This window comes from Streptomyces sp. GQ60 (genome assembly GCF_059758875.1).
In genome coordinates this window covers 153,689-169,260 of record NZ_JCAXEG010000004.1, presented here as the reverse complement: position 1 = coordinate 169,260, position 15,572 = coordinate 153,689, and the positions used below count along the sequence as shown (strand labels likewise).

The window sequence follows — 15,572 nt, the reverse complement described above, 5'->3', positions numbered from 1 at the left end:
GCCTGGCCCAGACATATCGTGCACGACAAACCCCCCAAACATGGGTTAATCGGACAGAACGCGCGCGGCTTGTCACGAGCACCCGCAGCGGTGCGGTAGAGTTTTCCCTGTCACCAAGCGCCGCTAGCTCAGTTGGTTAGAGCAGCTGACTCTTAATCAGCGGGTCCGGGGTTCGAGTCCCTGGCGGCGCACAGACGCAGAGAAGCCCCTCGCAGTGAGAACTGCGAGGGGCTTCTTCGTGTGCGCGGGGCCGGTTCAGACCGCCGTTCCCGGGCGGAGTCCGACGCCCGTCAGGTACGCCGACACCACCACGTTCGCCGAGTACTGCCTGGCCGCCTTGTCGTAGGTGCCGCCGCAGGTGACCAGCCGCAGTTCGGCACGGCCCCGGACCTTGGGGCCGTACACCTCGGCGGGATCGAAGCCCGCGCGCTCGTGGACCCGTACGTCCTCGATCGTGAACTCCGCCACCGAGCCGTCGGCCCGCAGCACGCGCACCTTGTCGCCCGCCTTCGCCGAGCTCAGGCCGTAGAAGACGGCCGGCTTCGACCGCGTGTCCACGTGCCCGACCAGCAGCGCGGTCCCGGCCGTGCCGGGCTGGGCGCCGCCGCGCCACCAGCCGACCGTGCCCGGATTCTCGTACGGGGGCGCTTCGATCGCCCCCGTAGCGTCGAGGTCCCGGACCATGACCGGGGCCTGGACGCCCAGGGACGGTACGTCGACCCGCGCGGGCGCGGCCGGCCCCAGCGGGGTGTGTGCCGCGGGCAGGCCCGGGGCGGCCGGTCCGCCGGCCTGGCCGGGCAGGGGTATCGCCACGCCGGTGATCTCGCGGCCCCACAGCCACAGGCCGAGGACCAGCACCGACCAGGCGGCGAAGGTCAGCAGCCGGGAGCCGCCGGAGCTCCTCGGCTCCCCGCTCACCCGATCACCCGGTCACTCGCCGCTGCGGCGGCGGCGCAGGGCCAGTGCCCGGCCGGCGACCGCGAGGGTGGCGGCGGCGGCGAGCACGGCGCCGATCACCGTGTGCGGCAGGCCCGGCCCCTCGCCCTCGGGGCTCTTCTTCGCCGCGGCGGCGAGCTGCGCCGCATCGGCGGGCTCCGCCGCGCCGGCCGCCTTCGACTTCTCGGCGATCTCCTCGGACATGCCGCCGCCGCCCGCGTGGACCGGCCAGACGGGTGTGTGGTGGGGGCTGGGGCGGTGGTGCTCCCGGCGGCGCTCGATCTCGATCGTGCCCCACTCGCGTTCGCCGCCGCGGCCGCCGCACTTGATCTTGATGTCGTGGCGGCCCGGCTCGACCCAGGAGCGGATCATCGCGTCGCCCCACAGGGTGCGGCGGTCGTCGCGGCCGGTGGAAAGGCGGACCTCGGAGACGAAGACGACGGACGAGGCGACGGCCCAGTCGTCCTCGCAGCCGCGGACGCGCAGTTTGACCTGCGCCCCCGGTTCCGCCGGGTTGGGGTCGACCGAGACACTGCCGCGGTCGCGGTTCCCTTCCTCCGCGAAGGCGGAGGGAGCGGTCACGGCGGACAGGGCCGTCAGGGCGACGGCCACCCCGGTGACACGGAGAGCGATAAGATCACTGCGCATGGTGAACCTCCTCAACAAGGAGATTCACGCGCGGCGCGCCGCTCCGCATCCGGAGCGGCGCCCTCTTGGCCCGTACGTGTCAGCCGTACGCGCTAAACCAGATCGACCAGATCGGCGATGGAGTCGAAGGTGTGGGTCGGTCGGTACGGGAACTTCTCGGTGTCCTCGACCGACGTCAGACCGGTCAGCACGAGGAAGGTCTGCATGCCCGCCTCCAGCCCGGCCAGGATGTCGGTGTCCATCCGGTCGCCGATCATCGCGCTGCTGTGGGAGTGCGCCCCGATGGCGTTCAGCCCGGTCCGCATCATCAGCGGGTTGGGCTTGCCGGCGAAGTACGGCTTCTTGCCCGTCGCCTTGGTGATCAGCGCGGCGACCGCGCCCGTGGCGGGCAGCGGGCCCTCGGCGGAGGGGCCGGTCTCGTCCGGGTTGGTGCAGATGAAGCGGGCGCCCGCGTTGATCAGGCGGACCGCCTTGGTCATGGCCTCGAAGCTGTACGTCCGGGTCTCGCCCAGGACCACGTAGTCCGGCTCGTGGTCGGTCAGGATGTAGCCGATGTCGTGCAGGGCGGTGGTCAGGCCGGCCTCGCCGATGACGTACGCGGTGCCGCCCGGACGCTGGTCGTCGAGGAACTTCGCGGTGGCCAGGGCCGAGGTCCAGATGTTCTCCACCGGGACCGACAGGCCCATCCGGCTCAGCCGGGCCTGGAGGTCGCGCGGGGTGTAGATGGAGTTGTTGGTCAGCACCAGGAAGGGCTTGCCGGACTCGCGCAGCCGGTTGATGAAGGCGTCGGCGCCGGGGATCGGGATGCCCTCGTGGACGAGGACCCCGTCCATGTCGGTGAGCCAGGATTCGATCGGCTTGCGCTCTGCCACGGGACTGTTCTCCGCTCTCGGTGACCTCTGACCTCGGTGACCTCTGGTCTCTACCACCCTATCGGGGCCGGACCGCGGACGCGTGGGGCGTCCACGGCCCGGACCGCACGGCGGAACGGGTCGCCGCGAAGGCCCGTCAGGGACCCGCACCAAAGGTCCCGTACCCGCCGAAAGCGACCTCAGCCGAGCTTCACGTTGTCCACGGTCCAGTACCAGTTGTTGCTGCCCGCGTAGCGGAAGCGGACCTGGACGTCGGTGGCGCCGGCCGGGACCTGGAGCGCGATCGACTCGGACCGGGCGACTGCGTCGGCGGTGTAGCTCTTGACGAGCGCCGGGGTACCGCCGTTGTAGGAGACGAGGACCTGGGCGGTCTGGCCGGCCTCGTGGCGGTAGTGGGTCTGGAAGGTCAGGTTGCGCGTGGTGCCGCCGGTGACCGCCCACTTGGGGGTGATGAGGGTGGAGTCGTAGGAGCCGGTGTGGGTCTTGTCGTCCCACTCGTCGGAGTCGGCGACGGCGAACACGTCACGGGAGCGGACGTTCAGCTCGCGCCACTGGTCGCGCTGTGCCTGGCTCCAGAACTCGTCGGTCGCGAAGGCCCATCCGGCCCACTCGGTGACACCGCCCGTGCCCATCTTGGAGTTGTCGACGGACCAGCCGGCCGGCGGGGTGTGCGTGAAGCCCTTGGTGGCGATCGGGATGCCCGTCTCGTCCACGCGCGCCTGGAGGTTCGGGCGCAGGGTGTCGAAGGCGTCGCCGTCGTCCGGGGCGCCCAGCGGGATGCCGTCGATCGCGGAGCCGGGGGTGACCCCGACCTGGGCGAGCGCGGTCGCCGCGACGTCGACGAGCCTCACGTCGTTGCGTACCGACCCGGCCGGGATTCCGGCGCCCTTGGCGAGGACGAAGGTGCCGCGCTCCTGGATGCTGGAGCCGCCGTGGCCACCGGTGTTGGTGTGGCCGTGGTCGGTGGTGACCAGGATCTTCCAGTTCTCCTGGGCGTAGGTCGGGCGGTTCTGGACGGCGGTGAGGAGCTTGCCGACCAGTGCGTCGGACTCGGCGATGGTGTCCAGGTACTGCTGGCTGGCCGCGCCGTAGGAGTGGCCGGCGTGGTCGATGTCGCCGAAGTAGACGAAGGCGGCGTCCGGGTTCTGGTCGCGCAGTTCGGCGGAGGCCGCGGCGGCGATCTTCGGGTCCTCGGCGTGGTAGCCGTCGCGGTCGCCCTTGAGGGAGAGGCGCTTGTCGACCTTGGCCGAGAAGATCGGGCCGTTCTGGTCGGTGGAGGTGATGGGCTCCCAGTCGGCGGCCGCGTACGTGTTGAGCGCCGGGTTGGCGTTCTCGATGCGGGTCAGGAAGTCCGGGTAGGCCGTGTAGTTCTTGCCGGTGAAGGAGTTGTCCTTCACGCCGTGCTTGTCGGGCCAGACGCCGGTGGCGATGGTGGACCAGCCGGGGCCCGAGGAGGTGGCGCCCATCGGGTTCGCGTACAGGGTGCTCTTGGCGGTCAGGCCCTGGGCCATCAGGCCGTTCAGGTGGGGGGCGTTGGCGACCTTGACGCGGTCGAGGACCGCGCCGTCGAGGCCGATGACGAGCACCTTGTTCGTGACGGCGACGGCGGAGGCTTCGTCGGCGGTCGCGGCGTGGGCGGCGAGGCCGGTGGCGAGCAGGGCGGTGGCGGTGGCGGCCACGGCGAGGGTCCGTCCGGACAGGACAGTGGGCACGTACTCCTCCGGGAGTAATCGTGGGGAAGGCGCAGGGGACGTACGGGGCGTGCGGTCGTACGGTCGTGCGGCAGCGCGAGCGAGCGTACGGCGGGTCCGGACCGAAGGCGAGACTCGGTCCAGACCCGTTATCCATGCGTCACTATCCCGGCCGTGAGTGACCGGGAGGCGACGGGTCAGCTTCCGGTGGCCGACTTCCACGCGTCGACGTAGCCGGTGAGGTTCTTGTCGATGTCGGCCCAGTCCGGCTCGAAGATCTCGACTCCGGTCATCAGCTTGGTGAGCTCGACGGCGTTGGCGTCGGTGGGCTTGACGTCCGTGCGGGCCGGGAAGCCGCCGCCGACGCCGCTGACCAGCTTCTGGGCGTCCTCGCTGAGCAGGTGGTCGAGGAGCTTCTTGCCGTTCTCGGTGTGCGGGGCCTTGTCGACGAGGCCGGCCGCGTACGGGAGGGAGAACGTGGTGGGCTTGCCGCCGTCCTTGGCGGGGAACCAGATGCCGATGTTCGGCATGGACTTGGACTGCGCGAAGTTCATCTGGACGTCGCCGTTGGCGACGAGGAGCTCGCCCTTGTCGGTCTTCGGCGCGAGCTTGCTGGTGGAGGAGGACGGGCCGACGTTGTTGGCCTGGAGCTTCTTCAGGTACGCCATCGCCGGCTCCTTGCCGCCGAAGTCGTGCATCGACTTGATGAGTACCGCGGTGCCGTCGCCCGCGACGCCCGGGGTGGAGTACTGGAGCTTGCCCTTGTACATGGGGTCCAGCAGCTCTTCCCAGGTCTTGGGGGCCGCGGCCAGCTCCTTCTTGTTGTAGATGAAGCCGAAGTAGTTGTTGACGACCGAGGTCCACTTGCCGTCGGAGGACTTGTTCGCCCCGTTGACCTTGTCGGCGCCCTGCGGCGCGTAGGCCTGGAGGAGGCCCTTGCCGTCGGCCTGCTGGATGAACGGGGGCAGCGTGATCAGCACGTCGGCCTGCGTGTTGGTCTTCTCGCGGACGGCGCGCTGCACCATCTCCCCCGAGCCGCCCTCCACGTACTTGACCTCGATGCCGGTCTTCTTCGTGAAGTCGGCGAAGACCTTGTCGTACCAGCCGTCGCCCTTGTCGCTCTTGAGGCCGTCGGCGCTGTAGACGGTGACGATCTTCTCGCCGCCGCCCTTGCCTCCGGCGGAATCGGCGGAATCGGCCGAGGAGGAGTCCGCGCAGGCGGTCAGGCCGGCGGCGAGGACGAGACTGCCGGTGACGGCGGCGGTGACGCGCAGGTGGTGCTTGTTGCTGGGCATGGAACTTCCTTACGGGGAAAGGGAGTCAGCAGGGGAATCAGCACGGGAATCAGCAGGCGTGAGCGGGTCTCGCAGCGGGGGTGGAGCAGGGATCCGGCTGCGGGGTCCGAGCAGGGGTTCGGCGGTGGGATGCCGCCGTGACGCGTCAGCGGTACGCGGCCCTGGTGCGGACGCGGGAGACGGCCAGCAGGACCAGCAGGGTGGTGGCCATCAGGACCACGGCGACGGCGGAGCCGGTGAAGAGCGAACCGCGGTCGGTGGCGGTGAAGATGCGGACGGGCAGGGGCATCCAGTCCGGCGGGTAGAGCATCATCGTGGCGCTCAGCTCGCCCATGGACAGGGCGAAGCAGAGGCCGGCCGCCGCGGTGAGCGACGGCAGCAGGAGGGGGAGCTTGACCCGCCACAGCACGTAGGCGGGGCGGGCTCCCAGGGAAGCAGCGGCCTGCTCGTACGCGGGGTCGAGACGCACGATGGCAGCCGAAACCGACTGGTAGGCGAACGCCGTGACAAGGATCGTGTGCGCCAGGATCACGATCGAGCTGGTGCCGTTGAGGAGCAGCGGCGGCTTGCTGAAGGCGACGAGCACGGCGAGGCCGACGACAACGGACGGTACGGCGACCGGCAGCATGAACAGCGCGTCCAGGGAGCTTTTGCCGCGCTTGCGGAGCCCGGCGGCGGCGAGCGCCGCCCAGGTGCCGACGGTGAGCGCGATCAGGCTGGCGGCCAGGGCGGTGAGCAGCGAGGTGGTGAGCGCCTGGAGGGATTCGCCCCGGACGGCCGCGGCGTAGTTCTCGGTGGTGGGGCCGGAGGGGAAGGCCCCGGACCAGTGCGTGGAGAAGGACGCGGCCACCACGACGAGCAGCGGCAGGGCGAAGAGGGGCAGGAAGAGGATGCCGAAGAGGCTCCAGGCGGCCCAGCGGCCGCTCTTGCTATGCACCAGCACGCTTGCTCACCACCCGGTAGAGGCCGAACAGGCCGACGGAGATCACGATGTTGACGACGGCGACCACGCAGGCGGCCGCGTAGTCGGATTCGAGGATCGCCTTGCCGTAGATGAGCATCGGGAGCGTGGTGACGTCCTTGGCTCCGGTGAACAGGACGATCCCGAACTCGTTGAGGCACATGACGAGGACGAGGCTGCCGCCGGCGGCGAGGGCCGGGAGGGCCTCGGGGAGGATCACCCGCCGGATGATGCGGCCGGGCTTCGCGCCGAGCGAGGAGGCCACCTCCAGCTGGGCGGTGTCCAGTTGGGAGAAGGCGGCGAGCAGCGGGCGCATCACGAAGGGCGTGAAGTAGGTGATCTCCGCGAGGAGGACGCCCCACGGGGTGGTCAGGAAGTGGAAGGGCCCCTCGGTGACGCCGAAGGTGTCGGTCCACAGGCCGTTGGCCATGCCGACCGTGCCGTAGACGAAGAGGAGGGCGAGGGTGATGAGGAAGGAGGGGAAGGAGAGGAAGACGTCGATGAACTTGGCCACGGCGCGTGCCCCGGGGAACGGGACGAAGGCGATGACCAGCGCGAGCGCGAAGCCGAGGACCAGGCAGCCGGCGGTCGCGCCGACGGCCAGCCAGACCGTGGTGCCGAGGGCCTCGCGGAAGGAGTGCGAGGCGAAGACGGAGACGTAGGCGTCGAAGGCGGCGCCCCCGTTCTCGGGCGTCAGGGACTGCTGGACGACCAGCGCGAGGGGATAGAGGAAGACCACGGCGAGCACGGCGACGGGAGGCACGGTCCACAGCCAGCCGGGGACGCTGCGGGGCCCGCCTGCGGGTCCCGCCGGGCTGGGGCCGGCGGCGGGAGCGCGCTCCGCCCGGCCGGAGCCGCCGGCCGGGCCGGGGCCCTGCCCGGGCTCGCGGGCCCCGCTCCGCGAGGTTCCGCCCGCGGTGGAGGCGGCGGGGTCGGCGGGGCCGGCGGGGCTCTGGGCCGGGATGGCACCCGTCCGCGGCACGGCCTCAGGCATCGGACACCCCTGCGGCCAGCAGCACGGCGTCGCGCGGCTCGAAGTGCAGGGTGACGCGGTCGCCCAGAGCCGGGGTCTCGCGCAGTTCGGGCAGGTCCGCCTTGACGCGGTGGCCCTCGATGTCCACGTAGAGCCGGTGGGTCGCACCGCGCCACTGCACCTCGGTGATGGTCCCGCTCAGCGCGTTGGGTCCGGCACCGAGGCCGAGCAGGTGCGGGCGTATGCACAGCGTGGCGCCGGCGCCGACGGCGGCGCGGCCCGCATCGAGCGTGAGGGGGTGCCCGGCGAAGAGCGCGCCCCCGTCGGACACGGTGACGGGCAGCAGGTTGGCGTTGCCCACGAAGGAGGCGGTGAACTCCGTGCGCGGGGCCCGGTACAGCTCCTGCGGGGTGCCGCAGTCCTGGAGGCGGGCCCGGTCCATGACGGCGATCCGGTCGGCCAGGGTCAGCGCCTCGACCTGGTCGTGGGTGACGTAGAGGATCGACACGTCGGGCAGTTCGCGGTGCAGCCGGGCCAGTTCGGCGAGCATCCCGGACCGGAGCTGCGCGTCGAGCGCGGACAGCGGCTCGTCCAGGAGGAGGACCCCGGGGCGGATGGCGAGGGCGCGGGCGATGGCCACGCGCTGCTGCTGCCCGCCGGACAGCTCGCGCGGGTAGCGCTCGGCGTAGGCAGCCATCCCGGTCATCTCCAGGGCCCCGGCGACGCGGCCGGGGATCTCCGCCTTGGGCGCCTTCTGCGCGCGCAGGCCGAAGGCGACGTTGTCCGCGACGCGCATGTGGGGGAAGAGCGCGTACTGCTGGACGACCATGCCGATGCCGCGCTTGTGCGGCGGGAGCGCGGTGACGTCCCGGCCGCCGATCAGGATCCGGCCCGAGGCGGGCCGGACGAAGCCGGCCACCGCGCGCAGGGCCGTGGTCTTGCCGGAGCCGGAGGGGCCGAGCAGCGCCATGACCTCGCCGGGCTCGACGGTCAGGTCGAGGGAGTCCAGGACGGTGTTGCCGCCGTAGGCGACCGAGACGGAGTCGAAGCGGATGCCGCTCACGCGCCGGGCTCCCCTTCCAGGAGTGCGGGGAGGTCGGCGACGGAAGCCAGGACGTGCGTGGCGCCGTGCTCCGTCAGGGCCGCGCGGTCGTGGGCGCCGGTGAGCACGCCCGCCACGATCCCGGCGCCGGCGCGGACGCCGCTGAGCATGTCGTACGCCGTGTCGCCGGCGACCACGGTGTCGCGTACGTCGGCCACGGCGCCGGTGCGCAGGAAGGCGGCCAGCACCATGTCCGGGTAGGGCCGGCCGCGGCCGCCCGCGTCGGCGGGGCACAGGGTGAGGTCGGCCAGGCCCTGCCAGCCGAGGGCGTCGAGGATGGCGTCCTGGGTGACGCGGGCGAAGCCGGTGGTCAGGACCACGGTGCGGCCGTCGGCGCGGAGCTTCTCGACGGTCTCGCGGGCGCCGGGGACCGGGGCGATGAGGCCGCCGTCCACCAGCGATCCGTAGGCCTCCTCGAAGGCGGAGTTGGCGCGCCGGGCGAGGTCCTCGGCGCCGAAGAGGTGGCGGAAGACGGAGATCTTCGACTCGCCCATGGTGTCGCGGACGTACTGGAGCTTCGCGGCGTGGTCGGCGCTGCCCGGCTCGACGCCGAGGCGTTCGGCGGCCCGTTCGAAGGCGCGCTCGACGAGGCCGCCGTCGGCGACGGTGGTGCCGGCCATGTCGAGGACGATCAGCCGGTGGGTGCGGGGGGTGGGGGTGGGGGTGGGGGTGTCGGTCATGGTGCTTACCAGCCCAGTTCGTTCGCGGTGGTTTCGGCTATGGCGGGCGAGCAGGTCATGCCCCGGCCGCCGGGCCCGGTCACCAGCCAGACGCCGTCGGCCACCTGCTGGCGGTGGACGACGCGGGTGGTGTCCGTGCACTGCGCGTACACACCCGCCCAGCGGCGCCGGATATGCGGCAGCGGGCGGCCCAGGAAGGACTCGACGACTCCGCTGAGGTGCGCGTAGGGGTCTTCGAGGGTGTCGAAAGCGAAGGGGTGCTCGTACTCGTGGGTGTCCCCGATGGTCAGTCCGCCGTCCTGCCGCTGCACCATCAGGAGCTGCATCTTGTGCGCGGCGGCGATCGGCGCCTGGGCCTGTTCGGCGTTGAGCTCGTCGAGGGCTTCGCTCGTGTAGGCGGGGTAGTAGCGGAAGCTGTCGGCGTCGGCGACCGAGGTCGTCAGGGACTCGCCGAGCGGGGCGGTCTGCATCATCTGCAGCCGGACGCGGCGCACGGGCAGGTCGGGGACCAGCTCGCGGACCAGCCCGGAGAGCCAGGCGCCGGTGGCGAGGACGACGGCGTCGCCCCGGTGGACGTCGCCGTGGTCGTCGCGGACCGCTCCGTTCCCGACGACCTCGCGCACTTCCCGGCCGGGGAGGAAGGTGTAGCGGCCGGAGGCCTTGAGGGCTTCGCGCAGGTGGAGCTGGGCGGTGCGCGGCTCCACGGCCGCGTCCCGCTCGCACCACAGGGCGGCCTCGAACGCGCCGCGCAGGGCGGGGTTGACCGCCCTGGCCTCCGCGGCGGTGACCAACTCGTAGCCGCGGGCGGCGGCGTCGGGGCGGGCCACGGCGGCCGCGGCGACGGCGTGCTCGCGGGCGTTGCGCACCGGGGTCAGGGAGCCGATGGCGCGGAAGCCCAGGCCGGGGACCCGCTCACCGATCGCCTCCCAGAGTTCGCGGGCCCGCAGGGCGGTGTCGAGTTCCTCGCCCCCGGCCCGTCCACTGACCCAGATCTGGCCGAAATTGCGCAATGACGCGCCGCGGGCCTCCGCCTCTCGCTCGATCTGGACGACCTCGTGGCCGCGTTCCACTGCTTGCCAGGCGTGCATGGTGCCTACCACGCCGCCTCCGACGACTATGACTCTCACGTGCTCCAAGGTGGCGGCGGCCCGTGACCCGGGAGGATCCCGCGGGCGACGCTCCGGTGAACAGCCTCCAACGCTTGGACTAGACCCGTTACCGTTCCGTGATGCGAATTCGTCCTGTTTCAGGGTCTACGGGGGCCTTCGGGCGGGACTATTCGGGCCGCAGATGGGTCGTGAAGCTGAACCGGTCACCACGGTAAAGAGAACGCACCCGCTCCAGCGGCCTGCCGTCCCGATCCCGGGAGAACCGGTGGATGAGCAGCATGGGCAGCGCGGGCGGGGTGCCGATCAGCAGGGCTTCGCGGGGGGTGGCGAGGACCGTTTCCAGCTTCTCGTCGGCGTCGCCGAAGGCGATGCCGAGGCTGTCGTGGAGGTACCCGTAGAAGGAGGAGTCCGGCTGGAAATCGACGTCGAGGCGGGGTGCGCGGGCGACCCGGACGTACGTGCTCTCCAGTCCGACCCGCTCCTCGTCGGCGAGCAGCACCCGCTCCAGGTGCCAGAGCGGCTCCCCCGGCTCGGCGCCGATGCCCGGGGCCACGGAGGCCGGACAGGGGAAGCGCTCCAGGCCGATCAGACGGCGCCCCGGGGTGCGCCCCTGGCGGCGCACGCCCTCGGTGTAACTCGCCAGCGACAGGGGCTGTTCGAGCTTCGGCCCGGCGGCGACGGTGCCGCGCCCCGAGCGGCGAAGCCGGCCCTCCAGCAGCAGCTCGCGCAGGGCCTGGCGGACGGTCTCGCGGGATACCCCGTACTGCTCGGCGAGATCGCGTTCGGTGGGGAGGAGTCCCCCCTCGCCGAGCTCGTCGAGCAGGCCGGCGATGCGGGCCTTGACGGCGTAGTACTTGGGGATGCGGCCGTGCTCGGGGATGCCGGAGCGGACGGGCAGGCCGGGCTGGTGGTGGTGCGCGTAGGCGGTCGGTTCTTCCACGCTCGGACTCTACGTGGACCTCTGCGCGGCCTGCCCCTACGCGGACTGCGGGCCCGGGCCCGGCTCCTTGCGCAGCCGGCGGGCACCGAGCAGGAGTCCGCCGCCACCGGCCAGGGCGGCCGCGGCGCCGGCCCCGTACGCCCAGGCCGCCGGCGTGCGGCCGGTGTGGGCCAGCGCTCCAGCCTCGCCGGTCTCCGCGCCCGGGCCCTGGATCTCGAACCGGTAGCCGCCCGCCTCGCCGATCCAGTCCCCGTCGTCACCCTTGCGCTGGACCAGCGCGGCGTCGGCGACGACCTCGCCGTGGGGGGAGCCGGGCGCGAAGGCGAGCCGGACGGTGACGGTCACGGAACCTCCGGGGCCGACGGTGAAGCCGGAGAAGGCGTCGCCACCGTCGAAGACGGCGATGATCTCGTCCCGGTCGGTGCGCTCCAGGCTGACCGGAAACGAGCTGCCGGGGGCGTCGAACTCCATCCGGAAATGGGCGGGTCGCAGGGCGCGGGCCTGGTCGGTGAAGACGACGACGGGATGGATGGCCGTGCACTCGGCGGTGGTGGTGTTGGTGAGGTCGAGGTACCAGGTCTGCGCCTCGCCACCGGTCCGGTACACGGCCGGTCCACCGCGGATGCGGGCGCCGATGGGGAACTGCGCGCCCTTGGCGTCGCCACAGCTGGCCTCCACCCGCGAGGGCAGCGCGGGCGCGGGACGGGCTCCGCCGCCGGTACCGATGTCTGCGGACGCGGTGGGGACGGTGGCGGCCACGAGGACGGCGGCGAGGGCCAGGACTTTGCGCAGTCGCATGGAAAACCCTCGCTACTCGCCGACGACAGAACGACCAACCGAACGACCCGTGAACGATTGCCGGACAACCCGACAATCATCCCGGCCTTGCCCGCACCCTCCCACGCACGCACGACCCCGTGTCCAGCACCACGCCCAAGTTCTCCCCATGTCCCCCCATTCGGCGGACACCGACTGCCTGGGCCTGGGGCTGGGGCTGGGGCCGGGGCCGGGGCTGGGGCTGGGCTGGGCTGGGGCCGGGGCCGGGGCCGGGGCGGGGGCCGGGGCGGGGGCCGGAGCTGGACCCGAAAAGGGACGGCCCCCTCAGCCCCCTCGCCCGAACAACGGACCAAGCACCAACTCCGCCGCCCCCTCCGCCACACCCCCTTCCGCGAGTTCAACCCTCACCGCACCCCCCACAAAGGCCCGCACCCCCAAGACCCCCCGCACCCCCTCCAGGAACACCCCCGGCGCAGCCGCCACCACCCGCCCCCCGAGCAACACCCGGTCCACATCCAGCAGCGCGACCAGGTTCGCCGCCGCCTCCCCCACGATCCGCGCCGCTTCCTCCAGCCGGCCCGCGGCCACCGCGTCCAGGCACAACACCTCCGCGCACCCGCGCCCCCCGCACCGGCAGGCCGGCCCGTCCAGCCGCAGCACCTGGTGTCCGAACTCCCCCGCCGCCGAGCGCCGCCCCCGGTAGACCTCTCCACCGCCGGCCAGCCGGAGCCCCGCCCCCAGCCCGGTGCCGACGTGCACGTACGCCACGGCCTCCCCGAAAGCGGCCTCCCCGAAGCCGGCCCCCGCCGCCACCCCCGCGTTGGTGTCCTTGTCCACCCGCACGGGAACCCCCAACCGCCCCTCCAGCACCTCCCGCAACGGGAACCCCTCCCATTCAGGGAACCCCGTCACCCGCCCCAGCACCCCGGTCCGCCAGTCCAGCGGCCCCGGCGCGGCCACGCCGACGCCGAGGAGCGGCCGGTCACCGCACACCCGCGCGACCGCCCGTACGGCCTCCTCGACCACCGCGTCCGGGCCGGCCCCGAAGTCCAGCGGGGCCCGCCCGTCGGCGACGACGCGGCCCGCCAGGTCGACCCGTACCGCCGTGAGCTCGTCGCGGTCCAGGTGCACCCCGACCGCGTACCGCGCCTCCGGCACCAGCCTGAGCAGCGTGCGCGGCTTGCCGCCCGTGGACGCCTCGCGCCCGGCGTCGGCCACCAGGCCCTCGCCCCGGAGCCGCGCCGCGATCTTGCTGACCGCCTGCGGGGTGAGCCCCGTACGCGCGGCGAGGTCGCCGCGGCCGAGCCCGGCGGGGCCGGCTCCGCGCAGGAGGTCCAGCACCAGCGCGTCGTTGTGCCCGCGCAGCACCGGCAGATTCACGCCGGTGCCCCCACTCGCCTCGCCCCTGCTACCCCTGCTACCCCTGTCCACCTGCCCATTGTCCACCCTCCTTGCACTTAAGCAACGCTGTTGCCAAAGTGGTCCCCATGAACGCCACCGCCCCCACCGCCCCCACCACCCCCCTCATCCCCGCCGCCCCCCTCCGCGTCGGACTCGTCGGCTACGGACTGGCCGGTTCCGTCTTCCACGCCCCGCTCGTCTCCGCGACCGAGGGCCTGGTCCTGGACACCGTCGTCACCTCCGACCCGGGCCGCGCCGCCCAGGCCCGCGAGGCCTACCCGGACGTCCGCATCGCCGCCACCGCCGACGAGCTGCTCACCCAGAGCCCGGCCCCCGACCTCATCGTCATCGCCTCCCCGAACAAGACGCACGTCCCGCTCGCCACCGCCGCCCTCACCGCCGGCATCCCGGTGGTCGTGGACAAGCCGCTCGCCGCCACCGCCGCCGAAGCCCGCGAGCTGGCCGCGCTCGCCGAACGGACCGGGACCTTCCTGTCGGTCTTCCAGAACCGCCGCTGGGACAACGACTTCCTCACCCTGCGCCGCCTCCTCGCCGACGACGAGCTGGGCGAGGTCCAGCGCTTCGAGTCCCGCTTCGAGCGCTGGCGCCCGCAACTCAAGGGCGGCTGGCGGGAGTCCGGCGCCCCCGAGGAGATCGGCGGACTGCTGTACGACCTCGGCAGCCATGTGGTGGACCAGGCACTGGTGCTGTTCGGCCCGGCCGTACGGGTCTACGCGGAGACCGACGTACGCCGCCCGGGCGCCGAGGCGGACGACGACACCTTCATCGCCCTCACCCACGCGAGCGGTGTCCGCTCGCACCTCTACGTCAGCGCGACCACGGCCCAGCTCGGCCCGCGCTTCCGCGTACTGGGCTCCCGCGCGGGCTACGTCAAGTACGGCCTGGACCCCCAGGAGGCGGCGCTGCGCGAGGGCCTGCGCCCCGGCGACCCCGACCGGCCCTGGGGCGAGGAGCCCGAGCACCTGTGGGGCCTGCTGGGCTCCGGGGAATCGCCGCTGACCGGCGGCGGCACGCCGGTACGGACGGCGCCGGGCGACTACCCGGCGTACTACGCGGCCGTCGCGGCGGCCTTGCGCGACGGCGGCCCGGCCCCCGTCACGGCCTTGGAGGCGGCGCACTGCCTGGACGTGCTGGAGGCGGCGCGCACGTCGTCGAGGGAGGGGTGCACGGTGGACGTGTGACCCGCCCGAGCCCTGCAGGAGAGCGGAAACGGGAAAGGGGCGGCGCCGTCGACGACGGCACCGCCCCTCCCCTCCGTTCCGCTGGGACTAGGCGTCCTTGAACTCCTGGCGCTGACGGCCGAGCCCGTCGATCTCCACCTCGACGACGTCGCCCGCCCGCAGGAACGGCTTCGGCTCCGGCTGGCCCGCGGCCACACCGGCCGGGGTGCCGGTGACGATGACGTCGCCCGGGTGCAGGGTCATGAACTGGCTGACGTACCGCACGACCTCGCCGACGGCGAAGATCTGGTCGGACGTGTTGCCGTCCTGCTTGAGCTCACCGTTGACCCACAGCTTGACGTCCAGCACCTGCGGGTCCGGGACCTCGTCCGCGGTGACCAGCCAGGGGCCGAGCGGGGTGAACGTCTCGCAGTTCTTGCCCTTGTCCCAGGTGCCGCCGCGCTCGTTCTGGAACGCGCGCTCGGTCACATCGTTGACCAGCACGTACCCGCCGACGTGCGCGAGGCCCTCCTCGGCGGAGGCCAGGTAGCGGGCGGTGGCACCGATGACGACGCCGAGCTCGGCCTCCCAGTCGGTCTTGACGCTGGTGCGCGGAATCAGCACGGTGTCGTCGGGGCCGACCACGGTGTCCGGGGCCTTGAGGAACAGGATCGGCTCGGCCGGCGCCTCGGCGCCCACCTCCGCCGCGTGCCCGTGGTAGTTCAGGCCGATGCCCACGACCTTGCCTATGCGGCCGACCGCCGACCCGATCCGCAGACCCTCGGCGTCCAGCACCGGGAGCTCACCGGACCCGGCCGCGTCCCGCACTCGGGACAGCACGGAGTCGTCGGCGAGCAGCGCGCCGTCCACATCCGTGATCAGGCCGGACAGGTCCCGCAGGGTTCCGTCCTGGTCGAGCAGCGCGGGGCGCTCCGACCCGACGGGTCCTACACGCAGCAGCTTCATGGGCATTCTCCCGTGGTCGAGGGTGGTCGGCCCATGGGCA

At 72.6% G+C, this 15,572-nt stretch carries 15 protein-coding genes and 1 tRNA gene; 2 read left to right on the top strand and 14 right to left on the bottom strand.

Annotated elements, in window-relative coordinates; all coding sequences use genetic code 11:
* Nucleotides 1-117 precede the first annotated feature (117 nt).
* Nucleotides 118-191 (top strand) — tRNA-Lys (locus AC6CKD_RS12295).
* A gap of 64 nt (nt 192-255) precedes the next feature.
* On the opposite strand, the gene AC6CKD_RS12290 is transcribed toward AC6CKD_RS12295, so the two are convergent.
* The 13 genes from AC6CKD_RS12290 to AC6CKD_RS12230 all read right to left on the bottom strand — a co-directional run bounded on the left by AC6CKD_RS12290 (nt 256) and on the right by AC6CKD_RS12230 (nt 13,364).
* A complete protein-coding gene (locus tag AC6CKD_RS12290) occupies nt 256-918 on the bottom strand; it encodes a class F sortase (RefSeq protein WP_498327150.1) in 663 nt (220 codons plus the stop codon).
* A gap of 12 nt (nt 919-930) precedes the next feature.
* Nucleotides 931-1,584: a hypothetical protein gene (locus AC6CKD_RS12285; protein ID WP_498327148.1), complete on the bottom strand. Its 654-nt coding sequence runs from the start codon at nt 1,582-1,584 to the stop codon at nt 931-933.
* A 92-nt stretch (nt 1,585-1,676) separates the two neighbouring features.
* Nucleotides 1,677-2,456: an HAD-IIA family hydrolase gene (locus AC6CKD_RS12280; protein ID WP_385372497.1), complete on the bottom strand. Its 780-nt coding sequence runs from the start codon at nt 2,454-2,456 to the stop codon at nt 1,677-1,679.
* A 179-nt stretch (nt 2,457-2,635) separates the two neighbouring features.
* On the bottom strand, nt 2,636-4,168 hold the full coding sequence (locus AC6CKD_RS12275) for an alkaline phosphatase family protein (protein ID WP_498327147.1): 1,533 nt from the start codon (nt 4,166-4,168) through the stop codon (nt 2,636-2,638).
* Between the two features lie 176 nt (nt 4,169-4,344).
* Complete coding sequence (locus tag AC6CKD_RS12270) at nt 4,345-5,442, bottom strand: 2-aminoethylphosphonate ABC transporter substrate-binding protein (protein ID WP_498327145.1); 1,098 nt, start codon at nt 5,440-5,442, stop codon at nt 4,345-4,347.
* A gap of 145 nt (nt 5,443-5,587) precedes the next feature.
* The gene (locus tag AC6CKD_RS12265) at nt 5,588-6,385 is read right to left on the bottom strand and encodes an ABC transporter permease (protein ID WP_498327144.1); all 798 of its coding nucleotides are present in this window, start codon (nt 6,383-6,385) and stop codon (nt 5,588-5,590) included.
* Nucleotides 6,372-7,397, bottom strand: a complete 1,026-nt coding sequence (locus tag AC6CKD_RS12260) for a 2-aminoethylphosphonate ABC transporter permease subunit (protein WP_498327142.1) — start codon at nt 7,395-7,397, stop codon at nt 6,372-6,374. Before AC6CKD_RS12260 ends, AC6CKD_RS12265 begins: the two co-directional genes overlap by 14 nt.
* Entirely contained in the window at nt 7,390-8,439 is a 1,050-nt protein-coding gene (locus AC6CKD_RS12255; RefSeq protein ID WP_498327141.1) for an ABC transporter ATP-binding protein, read from the bottom strand. Before AC6CKD_RS12255 ends, AC6CKD_RS12260 begins: the two co-directional genes overlap by 8 nt.
* Nucleotides 8,436-9,158: a phosphonatase-like hydrolase gene (locus AC6CKD_RS12250; RefSeq protein WP_498327140.1), complete on the bottom strand. Its 723-nt coding sequence runs from the start codon at nt 9,156-9,158 to the stop codon at nt 8,436-8,438. Before AC6CKD_RS12250 ends, AC6CKD_RS12255 begins: the two co-directional genes overlap by 4 nt.
* A gap of 5 nt (nt 9,159-9,163) precedes the next feature.
* Complete coding sequence (locus tag AC6CKD_RS12245; protein ID WP_498327139.1) at nt 9,164-10,285, bottom strand: TIGR03364 family FAD-dependent oxidoreductase; 1,122 nt, start codon at nt 10,283-10,285, stop codon at nt 9,164-9,166.
* A 148-nt stretch (nt 10,286-10,433) separates the two neighbouring features.
* Complete coding sequence (locus AC6CKD_RS12240; protein WP_498327137.1) at nt 10,434-11,207, bottom strand: GntR family transcriptional regulator; 774 nt, start codon at nt 11,205-11,207, stop codon at nt 10,434-10,436.
* Nucleotides 11,208-11,243: 36 nt separating this feature from the next.
* The gene (locus tag AC6CKD_RS12235) at nt 11,244-12,005 is read right to left on the bottom strand and encodes a hypothetical protein (RefSeq protein WP_498327136.1); all 762 of its coding nucleotides are present in this window, start codon (nt 12,003-12,005) and stop codon (nt 11,244-11,246) included.
* A gap of 303 nt (nt 12,006-12,308) precedes the next feature.
* Nucleotides 12,309-13,364 carry an ROK family transcriptional regulator gene (locus tag AC6CKD_RS12230; protein ID WP_498327135.1) on the bottom strand — a complete coding sequence of 352 codons (1,056 nt, stop codon included), beginning with the start codon at nt 13,362-13,364 and terminating at the stop codon, nt 12,309-12,311.
* Nucleotides 13,365-13,471: 107 nt separating this feature from the next.
* Between AC6CKD_RS12230 and AC6CKD_RS12225 the strand changes: the two genes are divergently transcribed.
* On the top strand, nt 13,472-14,587 hold the full coding sequence (locus AC6CKD_RS12225) for a Gfo/Idh/MocA family protein (protein ID WP_498327133.1): 1,116 nt from the start codon (nt 13,472-13,474) through the stop codon (nt 14,585-14,587).
* 87 nt (nt 14,588-14,674) lie between these two features.
* On the opposite strand, the gene AC6CKD_RS12220 is transcribed toward AC6CKD_RS12225, so the two are convergent.
* Nucleotides 14,675-15,532 carry a fumarylacetoacetate hydrolase family protein gene (locus tag AC6CKD_RS12220; protein WP_498327132.1) on the bottom strand — a complete coding sequence of 286 codons (858 nt, stop codon included), beginning with the start codon at nt 15,530-15,532 and terminating at the stop codon, nt 14,675-14,677.
* Nucleotides 15,533-15,572: the final 40 nt, after the last annotated feature.